General features: G+C 42.7%; 13 protein-coding genes. 10 read left to right on the plus strand and 3 right to left on the minus strand.

Going from position 1 to position 15,824, the window contains the following annotated elements; translation table 11 throughout:
* Positions 1 to 299 precede the first annotated feature (299 nt).
* A complete protein-coding gene (gene glyA / locus AAEY88_RS08395) occupies positions 300 to 1,568 on the plus strand; it encodes a serine hydroxymethyltransferase (protein WP_350561353.1) in 1,269 nt (422 codons plus the stop codon).
* Positions 1,569 to 1,677: 109 nt separating this feature from the next.
* On the opposite strand, the gene gltS is transcribed toward glyA, so the two are convergent.
* Positions 1,678 to 2,952 carry a sodium/glutamate symporter gene (gene gltS, locus AAEY88_RS08400; RefSeq protein WP_350561355.1) on the minus strand — a complete coding sequence of 425 codons (1,275 nt, stop codon included), beginning with the start codon at positions 2,950 to 2,952 and terminating at the stop codon, positions 1,678 to 1,680.
* A gap of 630 nt (positions 2,953 to 3,582) precedes the next feature.
* Positions 3,583 to 4,884 (minus strand): glutamate-5-semialdehyde dehydrogenase, encoded by a 1,302-nt coding sequence (locus AAEY88_RS08405; protein ID WP_350561357.1) that lies wholly within the window; start codon positions 4,882 to 4,884, stop codon positions 3,583 to 3,585.
* Positions 4,885 to 5,409: 525 nt separating this feature from the next.
* Here AAEY88_RS08405 and AAEY88_RS08410 point away from each other — a divergent pair.
* The 9 genes from AAEY88_RS08410 (at position 5,410) to AAEY88_RS08450 (ending at position 14,602) form a co-directional block, all read left to right on the plus strand.
* Positions 5,410 to 5,760: a hypothetical protein gene (locus AAEY88_RS08410; protein ID WP_350561359.1), complete on the plus strand. Its 351-nt coding sequence runs from the start codon at positions 5,410 to 5,412 to the stop codon at positions 5,758 to 5,760.
* 377 nt (positions 5,761 to 6,137) lie between these two features.
* Positions 6,138 to 6,935 (plus strand): ATP-binding cassette domain-containing protein, encoded by a 798-nt coding sequence (locus AAEY88_RS08415; RefSeq protein ID WP_350561361.1) that lies wholly within the window; start codon positions 6,138 to 6,140, stop codon positions 6,933 to 6,935.
* 345 nt (positions 6,936 to 7,280) lie between these two features.
* Entirely contained in the window at positions 7,281 to 8,072 is a 792-nt protein-coding gene (locus tag AAEY88_RS08420; RefSeq protein WP_407074441.1) for a transporter substrate-binding domain-containing protein, read from the plus strand.
* Positions 8,073 to 8,130: 58 nt separating this feature from the next.
* Entirely contained in the window at positions 8,131 to 9,078 is a 948-nt protein-coding gene (locus AAEY88_RS08425) for a transporter substrate-binding domain-containing protein (RefSeq protein ID WP_350561365.1), read from the plus strand.
* 190 nt (positions 9,079 to 9,268) lie between these two features.
* On the plus strand, positions 9,269 to 10,108 hold the full coding sequence (locus AAEY88_RS08430) for an ABC transporter substrate-binding protein (protein ID WP_350561582.1): 840 nt from the start codon (positions 9,269 to 9,271) through the stop codon (positions 10,106 to 10,108).
* Between the two features lie 437 nt (positions 10,109 to 10,545).
* Complete coding sequence (locus AAEY88_RS08435; protein ID WP_350561367.1) at positions 10,546 to 11,280, plus strand: ABC transporter permease; 735 nt, start codon at positions 10,546 to 10,548, stop codon at positions 11,278 to 11,280.
* Positions 11,281 to 11,293: 13 nt separating this feature from the next.
* Positions 11,294 to 12,019, plus strand: coding sequence for an ABC transporter permease (locus AAEY88_RS08440; protein WP_350561369.1), 726 nt, complete (start codon positions 11,294 to 11,296; stop codon positions 12,017 to 12,019).
* A gap of 66 nt (positions 12,020 to 12,085) precedes the next feature.
* Positions 12,086 to 12,802 (plus strand): fumarylacetoacetate hydrolase family protein, encoded by a 717-nt coding sequence (locus AAEY88_RS08445; protein WP_350561371.1) that lies wholly within the window; start codon positions 12,086 to 12,088, stop codon positions 12,800 to 12,802.
* 285 nt (positions 12,803 to 13,087) lie between these two features.
* On the plus strand, positions 13,088 to 14,602 hold the full coding sequence (locus tag AAEY88_RS08450) for a hypothetical protein (RefSeq protein ID WP_350561373.1): 1,515 nt from the start codon (positions 13,088 to 13,090) through the stop codon (positions 14,600 to 14,602).
* Between the two features lie 248 nt (positions 14,603 to 14,850).
* Here AAEY88_RS08450 and AAEY88_RS08455 read toward each other — a convergent pair whose 3' ends face one another.
* Positions 14,851 to 15,798: an Hsp33 family molecular chaperone HslO gene (locus tag AAEY88_RS08455; RefSeq protein ID WP_350561375.1), complete on the minus strand. Its 948-nt coding sequence runs from the start codon at positions 15,796 to 15,798 to the stop codon at positions 14,851 to 14,853.
* Between the last annotated feature and the right edge of the window lie 26 nt (positions 15,799 to 15,824).

Here is a 15,824-nt window from a genome sequence, read left to right on the forward strand (position 1 = left end):
ATAAATTGACAGTTGCTAGTCGTATTTTATATCTATAAGCTACTGATTCATATGTATTTATATAGAAAAAATATCCCCATGTATCCTACTCAAGATAAGGTGAGATTTTTTGCGCTCGTAACATAAAGTTTCATGGTACACTTGTTTTGCAGCAAATTTAAGATACAGGAAGGCATCAAAATTATTGCTGAGTACGATAAGCCGATTATAGGCTGACCCCTTTTAATAGTTTTATTCTAATAGCTTTATGCTAATAAACTCCTTCTAATAAAAGTCACCTCACTCTATAGGACATGAATATGTTTAAAGATATATCTATCAAAGAATATGATCCCGTACTTGCTGAAGCCATGGCCGCTGAAAGCGTTCGTCAAGAAAACCATATTGAACTTATTGCTTCAGAAAACTATTGCTCGCAAGCGGTAATGGAAGCCCAAGGTACTGATTTAACCAATAAATATGCAGAAGGCTATCCAGGCAAGCGTTATTATGGTGGTTGTGAGCATGTAGACGTGGTTGAGCAATTGGCTATCGACCGTGCAAAAGAATTGTTTGGCGCAGAATATGTAAATGTTCAGCCGCACTCAGGTAGCCAAGCCAACTCAGCCGTATTCTTGGCACTTCTTGATGCCAATGACACCATTCTCGGCATGAGCCTTGATGCGGGTGGTCACTTGACTCATGGCGCGCACATTAACTTTTCAGGTATCAACTACAACGCCGTACAGTATGGCTTAGTTGAAGAAACGGGTCTTATTGATTATGACCAAGTTGATAGCTTAGCGCGTGAGCACAAGCCTAAAATGATTATTGCTGGTTTTTCAGCGTATTCACAAGTGGTTGATTGGCAGCGTTTTCGTGATATCGCTGATGAAATTGGTGCGTACTTACTGGTAGATATGGCGCACGTTGCTGGTCTTGCTGCCGCTGGCGTTTATCCAAACCCAGTACCGTTCGCGGACGTAGTAACGACTACCACGCATAAAACACTACGCGGCCCACGCTCAGGTATGATTCTTTCTCGTGATGAAAAACTGGCGAAAAAATTAAACTCAGCGGTATTTCCAGGCAACCAAGGTGGCCCGTTGATGCACGTGATCGCTGCCAAAGCGGTTTGTTTTAAAGAAGCTTTAGAAGATAACTTTAAGACTTATCAGCAGCAAGTGGTTAAAAATGCCCAAGCAATGGCCGCTGTCATTCAAGAACGTGGTTATGAAATCATCTCTGGCGGTACTGAAAACCACCTAATGCTTATCAGCTTGGTCAAGCAAGAGTTGACGGGTAAAGAGGCGGACAAATGGTTGGGTGATGCGCATATTACTGTTAACAAAAACGCTGTGCCAAATGATCCAAAATCACCGTTTGTGACCTCTGGTATCCGTATCGGTACGCCAGCAGTAACGACTCGCGGCTTTGATGAAGCTGACGTCAAAGAATTGGCTAATTGGATGTGTGATGTCATCGACAGTCGCGGTGATGAGCAAGTGATTGCTGATACTCGCAAAAAAGTTGAAGCACTTTGTGCGAAAAAACCTGTTTATGCTAAAAATCAGAAAGCAGCTGTTTAATAAGCTAGAAATTAGTCTTTATAAGATTTAGTCAAACTGAAAAAAACCGCTTAGCTTATGCTAGGCGGTTTTTTATTCTCTTAATTCAGAGTGGTTTGATGTTATCAGCTTACATAAATGGTAATTTAGTGAATATCTGCAACACGGTCGCGTTGACGATATCGACAAAGAAGGCACCAACCATAGGTACAATCAAAAATGCTTTATGCGATGGCACGTAGCGATCCGTTACTGCCTGCATATTGGCAATAGCAGTTGGGGTTGCTCCCATACCAAAACCGCAATGTCCTGCTGACAAAACAGCGGCATCATAGTTCTTGCCCATCACCCTAAAGGTTACAAAGTAAACATACACAATCATAACCAAAGTCTGCACCAGCAAAATAATCAATACCGGGCCTGCTAATTCAGTCAATTCCCATAATTTTAATGACAACAACGCCATTGCTAAAAATAGACTCAGAGAGGCATTACCAATCACATCAATAGCACGGTCAAACATGTCAAAATTAAAAGTCATGGTCAACGAGTTACGAATAATCACACCGCCTGCTAGTGCCCAGACGAAAGTTGGTAATTCGAATGCAGTGCCTTCTGCAACTAGGGTCATTATATCTGCAAAAGCCAAAGCAGCAGCAAATAGCGCTAAGGTCTCAATAGTGGAAGATGCAGTAATGAGGCGAATATTATCCGGTTTTTCAAACATTTCTCTATTGCTACGCACCTCATCTTCATTATGTTTGGTGCTGTATAATGACTGTTCACTGGCGAGTTTTTCAACCTTACTCGGGTTTGGATTAACGGGTGTGGGTTCTAACCCCAATCTTTGAATCAATCTGCGCGCTACAGGACCACCAACGATACCGCCTGCTACCAACCCATAAGTTGCAACAGCGATACCCAGCGTTGTCGCTCCAACAACCCCGTATTGCTCTTCTAATACCACGCCCCATGCCCCAGCTGTGCCGTGTCCACCGGTGAGAGCAATAGAACCCGTTACTAAACCGAGCAGAGGATCAAGGCCAAGGGCGCTCGCCATTGCCACGCCAACGACATCTTGCAAGACAATAAAGACGGACACAACGATGGTGAAAATTAATAAAGGCGTACCACCTGCTTTAAGTCTGCCAAAATCAGCACTGAGTCCAATAGACGCAAAAAACATCAGCATGGTTGCCGTTTGTAATCCTTGATGAAAGTTAAAGCTATATCCCCAAACCAAATTAAGGATATAAACCATAATCGCAGCAATCAAACCACCCGCGATTGGCTCTGGAATATTAAAGTCCTCTAAGAACTTAATTCTCTTAACCAAAAAGCGTCCAAGCAAAAGCACTAAGGTTGCTAATATCAGCGTGTAATAGCCATTTAACGTTACTTCCATAAGTTGATCCTTTCTATAAACATAAATTAACCTGAATTCGGGATAAAGTTAGCCTTATCCCGAATTCAGGTTTTTGTAGTAAGTAGCTGAAATAAATCATTTATCTCTACCCGACGCCACAATCCATAACTGCGGCTTACCGAAATTTTATAGGCATTCTCAATTATACTTTAAAGAGATTCAAACCTTCATTAATTATGTTTCAACATCGGCTAAGTAAAGCTGTCAATGAGTAATAGCGCTATCTGGTAAGTAATTCCTAGCACTGTCCCAATTAAGCGCAAAAAAGCTTGGAAAACCACATTTTTTGCCAAAGCAGTAAAGACAATTTTTTATCAAATACATCATCAATATGGATATTGACTGCCTACTCAGGGACAGCGCTGCTGTATTCAGTATATTAAATTAAATGGCTTGGCTCATTTTAGCGTCGTATTTAATTTGGTGGCGCTATTGTAATGATCAGTGGTTAAAAAATATACAGTAGGGAGATTATCGCCTGTAACAACATGTTCTGTTCCCTGATTAGACGCTACAAATTAAGCATAAAAAAACGCCAGCACGAATACTGGCGTTTTGGATACTCTAATATAGCTACTTAACATTATTACTGATGCTTACAACAGCTCATTAAGCACGAGTTTCGCCATGACCATAGACAATCCATTTTTGTGAGGTCAGACCTTCAAGTCCAACTGGGCCACGGGCATGGATTTTGTCTGTTGAGATACCAATCTCAGCACCCAGTCCGTATTCAAAGCCATCTGCAAAACGGCTCGAGGCATTAATCATCACGCTTGCCGAATCCACTTCACGAATAAAGCGTTGCGATTTACTGTAATTATCGGTGATGATGACGTCGGTATGCTGACTGCCATGAGTATTGATATGCTCAATCGCTTCATCAATCCCTGCTACAACCTTGACGGCCAGTATCGGTGCTAAATATTCGGTATCCCAGTCCTCGCTAGTCGCGGCTGACAGATGACCTTTAAGCTTGGCATTGTCTTTCAAAATCGCTTGCGACTTATCATCGAGACGCAGTTGCATGGCATCATCAGCTTTGATGATAGCTTCGGCAATTTGAGGTAATAAGTCATCAGCGACTGCCTCATCAACCAATAAGGTTTCCATGGTATTACAAGTGCCATAACGATGGGTCTTGGCATTGACGCTTACTTCAATTGCAATCTTGGGCTCGGCATCGCGATCAATAAAGGTATGACAGTTGCCATCTAGATGCTTAATTACTGGTACTTTTGCATCACGGCTAATACGTGCAATCAAGCCTTTACCGCCACGTGGCACGATCACATCGACATATTCGGTCATAGTAATCAATTCGCCTACCGCAGCGCGATCAGTAGTTTGCAGCACTTGTACGCTATGTTCAGGCAATCCGGCCTTTTTTAGACCGCGATGGATACATTTAGCAATCGCTTGATTAGATTCAAACGCTTCAGAACCGCCGCGCAAAATAATCGCATTACCTGATTTGAGTGCCAGTGATGCCGCCTCTAAGGTCACGTTAGGACGCGATTCATAAATCATACCAACCACACCCAGTGGCACACGCATTTTACCCAAATGGATTCCTGACGGCTGAAAAGTCATATCAGTAACTTCGCCAATCGGATCAGGGAGGGTTGAGACATCCTTAAGACCTTGTAGCATGCCATCAAAGCGTTCGTCATTCAGCTCTAAACGGTCGAGTAGGGCGGCATCAAGGTCATTCTTTTTGCCGTTATCCATATCAATCTTATTAGCCGCTAAGATATCTTGTTTGGCATTGACCAATTCATCATGAATAGCCATGAGTGCGGCATTTTTATTACCAGTATTGGCAGCGGCAAGAGCACGAGAAGCAGCGCGTGCTTGTTGACCGACTTCTTGCATGTAAGCAGTAATATCTGTGGTATCTGATGGACTCATAGATCATTTTCCTTATGTCTGTAAATTGGCTATAAAGGTTTATATCTGATTTTTATAAAAATAGTTTAAATAAGATAAAGTGGATTAAAAGCGCTGAAAATCTACTAATTATCCTTAATAATCAATAAAAATAGGGTTTTTATCGTTTTTATAGCGTTCTGCTATTTAACATAGAGGAGATTAGAGCGATAGTAAAGATGAATTTGTGAACAGCACCTGTGTATAGAGCAGTGCCTAATGCTGCTCTATCTACTTTTTTAGCCGTTTTCAATGACAGCTAGTGATTATTTTATAACGTGAACTTTATAGCATGACAGATTTATAGTTACGTATTTTTAACACAACTCTGCTGTAATTACTAAGGTGGCTAGGTTTAATTGTCAGTATAGTGAAATACTAAATAGTTAAATACTGATCAATGTTACATGGACTACGTTTTATTCATTAATGTTTTATTTATTAACGTCTTACTTATCAGTATCGCTTGCAAGGCTATTACTGCTGACCAGAGAATGGAGAGTCGAGATGACTACTATCAATAGAGAAACAAAGACAATCACCCAATCATCAATGTCCAGAAAATGGTTATACATGTCGTTAGCAGCTGCTGCGTTAACACTCAGTGCTTGCGCAGATAAAGGCGCGGCCACTACTGAAGAGGATCCTAGTGTCGACGCACAATCTACGGTTGAGCAACAAGCAACTGGGGTGGCAAGTGCAGATACTTCTAATAAGCCTATGTCCAATGATGATATGGCTAATGAGCCCATGGCTAGTGATGATATAGGTATTGCCACTGCTGATGAAGGCGTCGCTATTGATGATTCTGAGGTATTAGATGGTAGCGAAACAGAAGAGCACGTCTCGACTTATTAGCTTTATTAGATAAAATGCTGCTAGGGTTATGCCAGTGGTAAAAAGGCGCTCAGACATGCAACCGCAGTTTGAGCGCCTTTTTATATAAAAGATAAGTAGAAAGAAAGGTAGAAAATTTGCCTTTTTATGTTATTTTAGGCGACAATGTTGGGACGATTGGTTTATAAGTCGCACGCTCATCATCGGTCTTGTTATCGGGACTTAATGTCGGTACTTATTATCACTATTTGCTATTGGTACCTAATGAGCGAATTTGTTCATGACCTATCCAAGATTGACTACAGTTATAAGCGTCCTGATAAAAATTTTTTAAGCCATTATTTCTATATTGTTTGCCGCACTCTTTTTATTCATATTTATTGGAAGTCTCTTAAAACATGCTTGATACTGACAAAAAACCGACTCGCCCTATCGCCTTAGATCTCCAAGACGTTCATAAAAGCTTCGGCTCATTGGCAGTGCTAAAAGGCGTGTCACTCACTGCCTATGATGGTGATGTGATCTCTATCTTAGGTTCTTCTGGCTCTGGTAAATCCACTTTATTACGCTGTATTAACCTGCTTGAAAAGCCAACCCAAGGTAGTATCAGTATTGGTAATGAACAGCTGATACTAAAGCCTAATAAGTCCGGTGAGATGCAAGCAGCAGATATCAAGCAGTTAGAGAGCTTGCGCGCGCGCGTGGGCTTCGTGTTCCAAAACTTTAACTTATGGCCGCATAAGACAATTTTGCAAAATATCATTGAAGGGCCAACCCAAGTTTTAAAAATCAAAAAAGATCAGGCTATTAGTGATGCTGAAAAGTTGCTTGATAAGGTCGGTCTGCTCGATAAAAGAGACGCCTATCCGGCGAACCTATCAGGTGGTCAGCGTCAGCGCGTGGCGATTGCACGGGCGCTTGCGATGCAGCCCCAAGTATTATTGTTCGATGAACCTACCTCCGCCCTTGATCCTGAGCTGGTCAATGAAGTACTGGCGGTAATGCGTGAGCTGGCAGAAGAAGGGCGGACAATGTTGATCGTTACCCATGAGATGCGCTTTGCTCGCGAAGTATCAAGCCAAGTGGTGTTCTTACATCAAGGTGTTATTGAAGAGATGGGCACGCCTGAGCAAGTATTTGATAACCCAAAATCAGCCCGAGTGAGAGACTTTATGGCCGCCCATCACCAAAACTAGCTGAAAATAATCAATCAGGCACTATTAAGCCCATGTTTGAATCATTCAAATAAACCAGCTGCTGAAACCAACTTTAACCGTTAGCTTTTATCCTATACTGCAACAAGCCAGCTGATCGTTTATCACCCAATAATAACAGTCAATACGTAAAACGTTTGTTTTTGATAATTGAGTCAGGTATTATCGATTGGTTCATAACTTGTCGTTACTCATCCGTACTTGTGACTGTATTATCCGTACTTGTGACTATATTTCTATCTGGTTTTATTATCTGGCAAGGACGTCAGAGGATAAAAATACCAGAACCTCTATCAGAATCCTCTATCAGAATTTAAGGAACATATGATGTCGAATTCTCGCCTATTGTGGTCATCGATGACCTTCTCAGTAGCACTGGCGCTTAGTGCTTGTAGCCCGTCTACTCAAGATGCCACCGACGCGCAAGCTTCTAACTCAAATGCTGCCGGCAAGACCATTCGTATCGCTACCGAAGGCGCTTATCCTCCTTTTAACTATACCAACGCTGATGGCAGTCTAGCGGGCTATGATATTGATGTTGCTAACGCCTTATGCGCGCAAATGCAGGTTAAATGTGAAATCGTTGCTCAAGATTGGGACGGCATTATTCCTGGATTATTGGCACAAAAATATGATGCCGTTGTTGCGGGAATGTCTATAACGCCCGAGCGCCAAGAAAAGGTTGACTTCACTGAGCCCTATTTTGCCAATACGATGGTATGGCTGACTGATCCTAAAAGCGACTTTGATCCTACGGCGCTAAAAAACCTGACTTTAGGGGGACAACGCTCAACCACGCCTGGTGCCTATCTACAAGATAATTATGAAGGTAAAGACGGCAACACTGTTCAGTTATATGATAATTACGACAATGCTTATCTAGATCTAAAATCTGGTCGTAGTGATGCGGTTTTGGCTGAAAAAGTGTCTGCCAAATCATGGTTAAAAGACAATCCTGATGGCTTCGGTATTGTTGGTGATGAGATTGACAATAATGACAATATTGCCATTGCTGTCCGCAAAGGTGACCCACTCAAAAACGACTTCGACAAGGCACTAAGCGAAATCCGTAGTAACGGTGAGCTTGCGCGTCTTGAACAGGCAAACTTTGGTCAATAAATATGGGTTAATGAACGGCGGTCATTACACTGCTGGTCGATACGTTAAGGAATAGAAAATGACATTATCAATAACATCGTCAATGAATACTAAAGCCTTATGGCTAGCACCGCTTAGCGCTGCCATACTTATGCTGGCTGGTTGTAATAATAGCTCAACCCCAGAAGATAGCGCCGCTACCGATACGGCAACTGATGCCGCACCAATGACTATAAAAATTGCCACCGAATCAAGCTATAAGCCTTTTAGTTATACGGATGCTGATGGCAAGCTTATTGGTTATGAGATTGAGTTGGTTGAAGCCTTGTGTGCCCAAATGAAAGCGAACTGTGACATCATCTCCCAAGATTGGGATGGTTTGATTCCGGGACTAAACGCCCAAAAATTTGATGCCATTATGGCCGGTATCTCAATCACTCCTGAGCGTCAAGAAGTATTGGAATTCTCTGATCCTTACTTTTATAGCAGTATTATCTTAATCGCTAAAAAAGGCGATGACTTCAGTATTGATGCCCTAAAAGGTCAGCCTATTGCTTCACAGCGCGCAACCGTTGCTTCACAGTACTTGCAGGACGAACATCCAGAAGCTGATATCAAGCTTTATGATACTCAAGATAATGCCTACTTGGATCTGACTTCAGGCCGCACACGCGCTATGATGTCAGATAAAGTGACCGGTATTGATTGGTTAAAAACAGCAGCTGGTCAAGACTACGAAGTTAAAGGACAAGAGATCAGTACTAATGATGATGCGATGGGTATTGGTTTTCGTAAAGGCGATCCTTTAGTTGCCAAATTTAATAAAGCCTTGGCTGAGATAAGAGACAACGGCACCTATGATCAAATTACGGGAAGCTACTTTGGTACCAGCACAACCGCTGCCGCTCAAAAAGCAGTTGCAACAGGTAGCGTAAAAGACGTCATGGTCATTAACGGCGGCAATACTGACGTTGATACTAATGCATCAATTGCTAAAAAAGAGCAAGTAGAAGCAGCAACTAACTAATAAGGCTTATCAAGTAGTCAATTAATTAAGGTTTGTATGATGTTTAATTCTGTGTGATGTTAGATAAAGTCCATTGGTATTAAATGAGTAGGCCTTAGACATTTATTTAGGAAGGGAATCAAGGATGACTATAAGCAGCACTTCCATCCCAGCTATAGCGGCTACTCAATCAATCATTAAGACCGCCAGTATGCGTCGTCTGTCGAAGTCGCTGCTTGCGATAACGGCTATCGCAGCGCTAGTAGGCTGTAGCAACAGTCAAGATAATGCTACTGATACCAGTGCAGAGACTGGCACTGATGCTGCCGCGACCACGGGTGGGGTGCTGCGTATCGGTACCGAAGGGGCTTACGCGCCCTTTAACTATACCAATGCCGATGGCACCCTTGGCGGCTTCGATATTGATATCGCTAATGCGATATGTGCGGATATGCAAGTCACTTGTGAGATAATCGCGCAAGACTGGGATGGCATCATTCCTGGTCTCAAAGCTGGCAAGTACGATGCGATTGTGGCAGCTATGTCAGTGACCCCAGAGCGCGCGCAGCAAGTGAGCTTTACCGAACCATATTTTAGTAACAGTCTGGTGTTTTTAGCCAAACAAGACAGCAGTTTTGATCCTAGTAATAGTAGCGATATCAATGCGCATTCTATTGCCGCTCAGCGCTCAACGATATCTTCACAGTGGTTTGAGAAAACTTATCCAAAAGCAGAAATGAAACTATATGATACTTTGAGCAATGCGTTTTTGGATTTAGGCTCAGGTCGCGTTGATGCTATGGTCTCTGATAAATTGCCTGCCATACAATGGCTCAACTCACCGTCAGGCAGTGATTATGTCCTTAAAGGTGATGAGATAGATATTAATGATAACTTTGCAATCGCTGTTCGTCCTGGTGATAACTTGCAGGCGAAAATCAATCAATCATTAGCCAATATAAAGGCCAATGGTACTTATGATGATATCAATCAAAAATACTTTGCAGTCCCAGCAGTAGCCAATACAATAGCAGATACGGTCACTAACTAGCTCGTTATTAAATAGCTGTTATTAAATAGCCAGCGTTATCGTAATTCTCCAAAGGATATTGCCATGCAGGTGATGTCCTTTTTGTTTTTTTTGTAAAGATTGACTAGGTAATTTGGACAAACTTGCCCTATTTGTATCGTTTTTAGCATGATTAAGGTCTATTTGGGAGCAGCTTTTGCATGCGAGCAGTAACATAGCGCATCTTGAATATGATAAAATCACGGGTCATTTTTATCGAGTCAATTGGCTATACCTTAATACGGTTCTCATACGTGAGGGCAATACGCTGCGCTACAGTAGGCAGCAGAAGGCTATGAGTAATGGTTGAATACTGACTAGGTACTGATTCTTGAAACTAATATTTTACTAACTTGCTTTTATTAACTTGCTAGGACGCGTTCAACACGCTCCAACATAAAGAGACTGAGTGGACAACTGTGTTTGATTTACAAGGATTTGGCGCGCTACTACTAAGCGGCGCCACCGTCACCATTAAGCTTGCTATGACCAGCCTAATTATAGGTATGGCTTTAGGGCTGCTTGGTGCCACTGCCAAGCTGTCTAATGTCTGGCTGCTACGTAAGCTTGCCACCTTATATACGGCGACGATGCGCGGTATTCCTGAACTGCTACTGGTATTGTTCATTTATTATGGCGGTTCTATCCTGTTGATGAGTGTCCTCAAAAAGTTCGGCTATAACAACTACGTCGAGATTAGTGCTTTTTGGGGCGGGGTAATGGCGTTGTCCATTGCCTTCGGTGCCTATGCGACCGAAATCTTTCGGATGTCAATTCAAGAGATACCTTTAGGGCAGAGTGAAGCGGCCCAAGCAATTGGTATGAGTCCACTACAGACTTTTTATCGCATTACTTTACCGCAAGTATGGCAAATTGCCTTACCGGGTCTAGGTAACTTATTCTTAGTGCTGCTCAAGGATACCGCCTTAGTATCAGTCATTGGACTTAAAGACATTATGTATCAGTCATCGCGCGCCGCGCAGTCGACTCAGCAGCCGTTTACCTTTTATATGGCAGCGGCGATTATTTATTTGGGGCTAACGATGCTGATCACCGGCTTTATGATGTGGCTTGAATGGCGTGCCAATCCAGCGGCGCGCTATGCTAAAAAGCTTAGCCGTCAATCAACCAACCGTCAATCGACCCTAGGGTAGAGGAGAGTCACTCATGGATTGGAATTGGCAGGTTATTTTTGATCATATACCAGACTTACTAGGCGGTGCCGTATTGACCGTACAGCTGGTAATCATCTCCGGTATTATTGGACTGTTTTTTGGCTTGATTTTAGCGCAACTGCGCTTGTCCAAAAGCTGGGTAGTACAGATATTACCCTTTCTCTATATTTTCTTTTTCCGTGGCACGCCGCTATTGGTACAGATATTCTTAATTGATTACGGACTTGGGCAATTTGAAGCAGTACGCAACTCTTTCTTATGGGAGCCAGTACTCAGTCAAGCTTACTGGTGTGCCATCATTGCTTTTACCATGAACACCAGCGCTTATTTAGCAGAAATTATCCGTGGCGCTATTCAGACCATTCCAATTGGTGAACTTGAGGCTGCTGATGCTATTGGCATGTCAAAATGGCAGAAACTGACGCGAATTACTTTACCCAGAGCCTTTGGTATTGTAATACCCGCTTATAGTAATGAAGTTATCTTTATGCTCAAAGGCAGTGCACTAGCCTCAACTATCGCTTTGATGGACATTACCGGTGTGGCACGTACCATTAGCGCGCGGACTTATACCTTGATGGAGCTATTCTTCGCGGCTGGTATTGTTTATTTGCTGTTGTCGTGGGTTATCTTGTTCAGCTTTAGACTGTTTGAGAAAAAAATGAATCGCTATATGACTTATGTGCCGCCAGATGTGACCACCCATACTATTACCTAGCTCCCTATCATTAAATATCGCTGTATTCATTAACCATACTAATAAATTTTACTATGAGAGTTTACTATGAGCCAATCGCCGCATATATCTTTAATTAATGCCATGGTTGCTAGCGTCAATGAAGATGAAAGCGATACCAGTTCTAATCGTATTAAGCGCGCGTCTATTGGTAAAGTGGTTTGCGTCGGACGCAACTATGCGGCGCATGCTCATGAATTGGGCAATGACATACCAACTTCGCCGATATTATTTATGAAACCCACATCCTCTGTGGTTTCTGTTCGTAATAATATAGTGCGCCCAGATTCGCAGGTTTATGGTGATACACATTATGAGGCGGAGCTTTGTATTCAGCTATCAGCTGATTTGAGTGCGGCAACTGTTGAGCAGGCAAAGCAAGCGATTGGTGGTGTGACTTTAGGGTTAGATTTAACCCTACGCGACTTGCAAAGTCAGCTGAAAGATAAAGGTCAACCATGGGAGCGTGCTAAATGTTTTGATGGCGCTTGTGTACTTGCCGATTGGATTGACCCGCAAGCATTTGGTGACTTGAGTACAGTCAGCTATCAGCTCTATATCAATAATGAGCTTAAACAAGATGGTGATACTGCTTTAATGTTATTTCCAGTATACGAGTTACTGGCTGAAATTAGCCATGCTTTTAGCCTACAAGCAGGTGATGTCATCATGACGGGTACACCAAGTGGCGTTGGCCTATTGCAAGCGGGTGATGAGCTCAAACTGGTATTAGGGGCGCATGAGTGGCAGACGCCCGTTCTATAGATTTTGCTTGGCTATTGTTATGATAAAAACGGGTTATGCATTCGCTAACCCAGTCTACAAACTTGTTATGTATCGTAGGTTGTGGCTCCAGATTAGCAGTTTTTTGTATAATAAAAGATGAGAACACCCACACTCGCTAAAAATATTCTAATAAAACCAGTCACTTCAAAACCCTACCAACATCCCTGATAACAAGCATAGCTGTAAGTCAAATCACCCCCTTCTGTTTATCTCATTTACAGGATAGTATATAAAGCTATCCTTACCGCTGAAACTATCAAATATATGTCCAGTCCAAAATCATCCGATGCCAGCCATGATAGCTCTACCAGTGAGAGCCACACTCAGCGTGAATTTAATACTCATTCTAACTCCAGTTCTGATTCCAGTTCTGATGTTGGCGCGCAATTTCAGAGTGAGGTGTATGAACAATTGGCTCAGCTTGAAACTATTTATGTGGATGAAACAGCTGGCTTAATGGCGGGTGACAACGACGACTCGATTCTCGATAAGCCTATTTCTTTGGTTGATTTCTTTGAAGGGCTAGCTCAGCTTGCAACGATGGGTGTGGTTGAAGTCACAGATATTGTAGAAGCCATTCACCGTGAGATTATTTTACGGCCATTAGGGCGTTTTAATGACAGCAACCGAACTAAATGGCAACGCGGTATCACCGGACGAATCTATGGCACGGTACGCTATATGACGTCGCTGGTAGGCAACAATCTAACATCAGGGTTATGGCTGTATAACAATATTCGCAATCAAAAAAACGCCCAACCTCTCCCTAAAAAATTGAAACAGCTGCTCAATGTTATGAATGGTGTTATGGGTGACCATCTAGTTAATCATCACAATCCACTCGCCATTTCGATGGTTTTATACGATAGAGGTGGCCATCTCCAACATGTGCAACAGGGTGAAGTATCAGGGCGTATTATTATTTTATGTCATGGCCTTTGTATGAGTCATTTAAGCTGGTATCCATCCAAAAGTGACAGTCTGGGTGAACGCATTATTCACAGTCAGCCGTTATCCACCGTTTTATACCTTAATTATAATACAGGACGACGTATTTCTAGCAATGGGCGCAACTTTTCTAAAGTACTCCAAAACTTAGTAGAGAACAATCCAGACATCTCGCAAATTGATTTGATTGGCCATAGTATGGGTGGCTTGGTCGCTCGTAGTGCGCTGTTTTATGGTAAACAACAAGGCTTTAACTGGGTAAAACAGGTGGGTAATCTCATCACTCTGGGCTCACCGCATCATGGCGCAAGCCTTGAACGTATTGGTTATTTTGTTCAGGATAGGATTGCCAAGCTTCCTTTTGCTGGGTCATTAGCCAAACTGGGCGATTTGCGTAGTGCGGGCATCATTGACCTACGCTATGGCAGTATTCGTGATGAGGATTGGAAATCTTTAGAAGGTCGCAGTGTACTCCCACAAGAATTTCGCCATCCTGCTCGTCTGCCTTTGCATATTCGTACTTACTGTATTGCCGCCACATTAGGCGAGGTTCATTATGATTCTAAGGCGACAAGCTTATTAGGTGATGGTCTGGTCACGATAGAGTCTGCGCTAGGTGAGCATACTGGCGAGCATGCCTTGTTTGTGCCAGAAGAGCGTAAGGCCGTTTTTTATGGAGTGAGCCATTACAATTTACTCTATAACGAAAGGGTACATCAGCAAGTCGTCGCCTGGTTATTAGATAATGGGCTGAGTGACGCCAGTCAAGGAGAGTATGAGCCGAGCTCTCGCATCTATTCCTATCCCAATGATTTAGATAGAGTGTTTTGAACAGTAGATGTTTAGCTTTGTTTGGTATTTGAGTAAGAATTGGTATCTGAGTGAGAATAAGGTGGGTGAGTATCGTCAGCTGAGGTTGTACCCCAGATTTTAATTTTTCTTATCGTCTAGAGGGGCAAAATAAATAGCTGACGTTATTAAGCCACTCTATCGCCTTATAAATATTAAAAAAACCCTCAAGCATCACACTCAAGGGTTTTAGATAATAAATCAGACTTAATGAAACCAATTAGCAAAAATCACTCAGCAAATAATGCCGTGATATCCTCTTTATCAAACTTATATACCGAAGCACAAAAACCGCAATCCATTTCAAATTGACCGCCTTGCTCTTCACAGACATCCAGCATCTCATCTTGACCGATTTGTAATATCGCCGTCTCGCATTTTTCTTTTGAGCACGTACAACCAAACTCAAGTACAGTCGGTTCAGGCAATACTACGTCTTCTTCATTATACAGACGATATAGAATATCAGTGGCAGGTAACTTAGTAAGTTCCTCAGGCTTAATCGTGTGGGTTAGCACAGACAAGCGCGGCCATAGATCAGTATCGACACGCTCTTGCTCTTCATCGTCACGGCGCGGTAATAATTGTACCAATATGCCGCCAGCTTGTAAGCCATCTGACGCGAGATTAATCAGCGTTGGAATTTGCGCAGACTGTTTCTGATAATGCGCTAAGCAGTCTGCTAAATTGTCGTGACTGCGTTCGACAATACCTTGATAAGGCTCGCCACCTTCAGGCTGTATATTAATAAATAACACCCCTTGTCCGGTCGCGCCCAGCTCTGCAAATGCCTCATTGGCGCTCTGCATATTTTCCCACGCTTGTACTTGATCATCACTATCGGCTTTCCAATTGGCAAGCGCGCGGATGATACCGGAATGATCACATTCCGCCATTGCCCAGTTGAGCAAACTATCGCTATTTGATGATTGCAATTGAATGGACAGACGACCATTAATTTTTAGAGTACCGATCAGTAAGCTTGCAGCGGTCAACATCTCACCAAGCAAGCGTTTAATGGCTTCTGGATAAGGTTTTTGAGCGATAGTCGATGCATAACTGCGTGACAGGCGTACCACGTCGCCGCGTACTGGCGAGTCTTGAATAAAAAAGCGTTGACGGACGTCATTATCAATAGTGTTGGTATCAGTATTTGAGGTTTGAGTATCTTGAGTCATAGGTCAGTTGTATTGTTGAGAAGGTA

The sequence above is a fragment of the Psychrobacter sp. CAL346-MNA-CIBAN-0220 genome (genome assembly GCF_040309805.1).
Classification (GTDB): domain Bacteria; phylum Pseudomonadota; class Gammaproteobacteria; order Pseudomonadales; family Moraxellaceae; genus Psychrobacter.

What these genes read in the sequence shown, in the direction of transcription:
- AAEY88_RS08410 (WP_350561359.1), top strand. Translation starts at nt 5,410, where the DNA reads ATGACTACTATCAATAGAGAAACAAAGACAATCACCCAATCATCAATG.
- glyA (WP_350561353.1), top strand. Translation starts at nt 300, where the DNA reads ATGTTTAAAGATATATCTATCAAAGAATATGATCCCGTACTTGCTGAA.
- AAEY88_RS08440 (WP_350561369.1), top strand. Translation starts at nt 11,294, where the DNA reads ATGGATTGGAATTGGCAGGTTATTTTTGATCATATACCAGACTTACTA.
- AAEY88_RS08430 (WP_350561582.1), top strand. Translation starts at nt 9,269, where the DNA reads ATGCGTCGTCTGTCGAAGTCGCTGCTTGCGATAACGGCTATCGCAGCG.
- AAEY88_RS08405 (WP_350561357.1), bottom strand. Translation starts at nt 4,884, where the DNA reads ATGAGTCCATCAGATACCACAGATATTACTGCTTACATGCAAGAAGTC.
- AAEY88_RS08445 (WP_350561371.1), top strand. Translation starts at nt 12,086, where the DNA reads ATGAGCCAATCGCCGCATATATCTTTAATTAATGCCATGGTTGCTAGC.
- AAEY88_RS08415 (WP_350561361.1), top strand. Translation starts at nt 6,138, where the DNA reads ATGCTTGATACTGACAAAAAACCGACTCGCCCTATCGCCTTAGATCTC.
- AAEY88_RS08450 (WP_350561373.1), top strand. Translation starts at nt 13,088, where the DNA reads ATGTCCAGTCCAAAATCATCCGATGCCAGCCATGATAGCTCTACCAGT.
- gltS (WP_350561355.1), bottom strand. Translation starts at nt 2,952, where the DNA reads ATGGAAGTAACGTTAAATGGCTATTACACGCTGATATTAGCAACCTTA.
- AAEY88_RS08425 (WP_350561365.1), top strand. Translation starts at nt 8,131, where the DNA reads ATGACATTATCAATAACATCGTCAATGAATACTAAAGCCTTATGGCTA.
- AAEY88_RS08420 (WP_407074441.1), top strand. Translation starts at nt 7,281, where the DNA reads ATGTCGAATTCTCGCCTATTGTGGTCATCGATGACCTTCTCAGTAGCA.
- AAEY88_RS08455 (WP_350561375.1), bottom strand. Translation starts at nt 15,798, where the DNA reads ATGACTCAAGATACTCAAACCTCAAATACTGATACCAACACTATTGAT.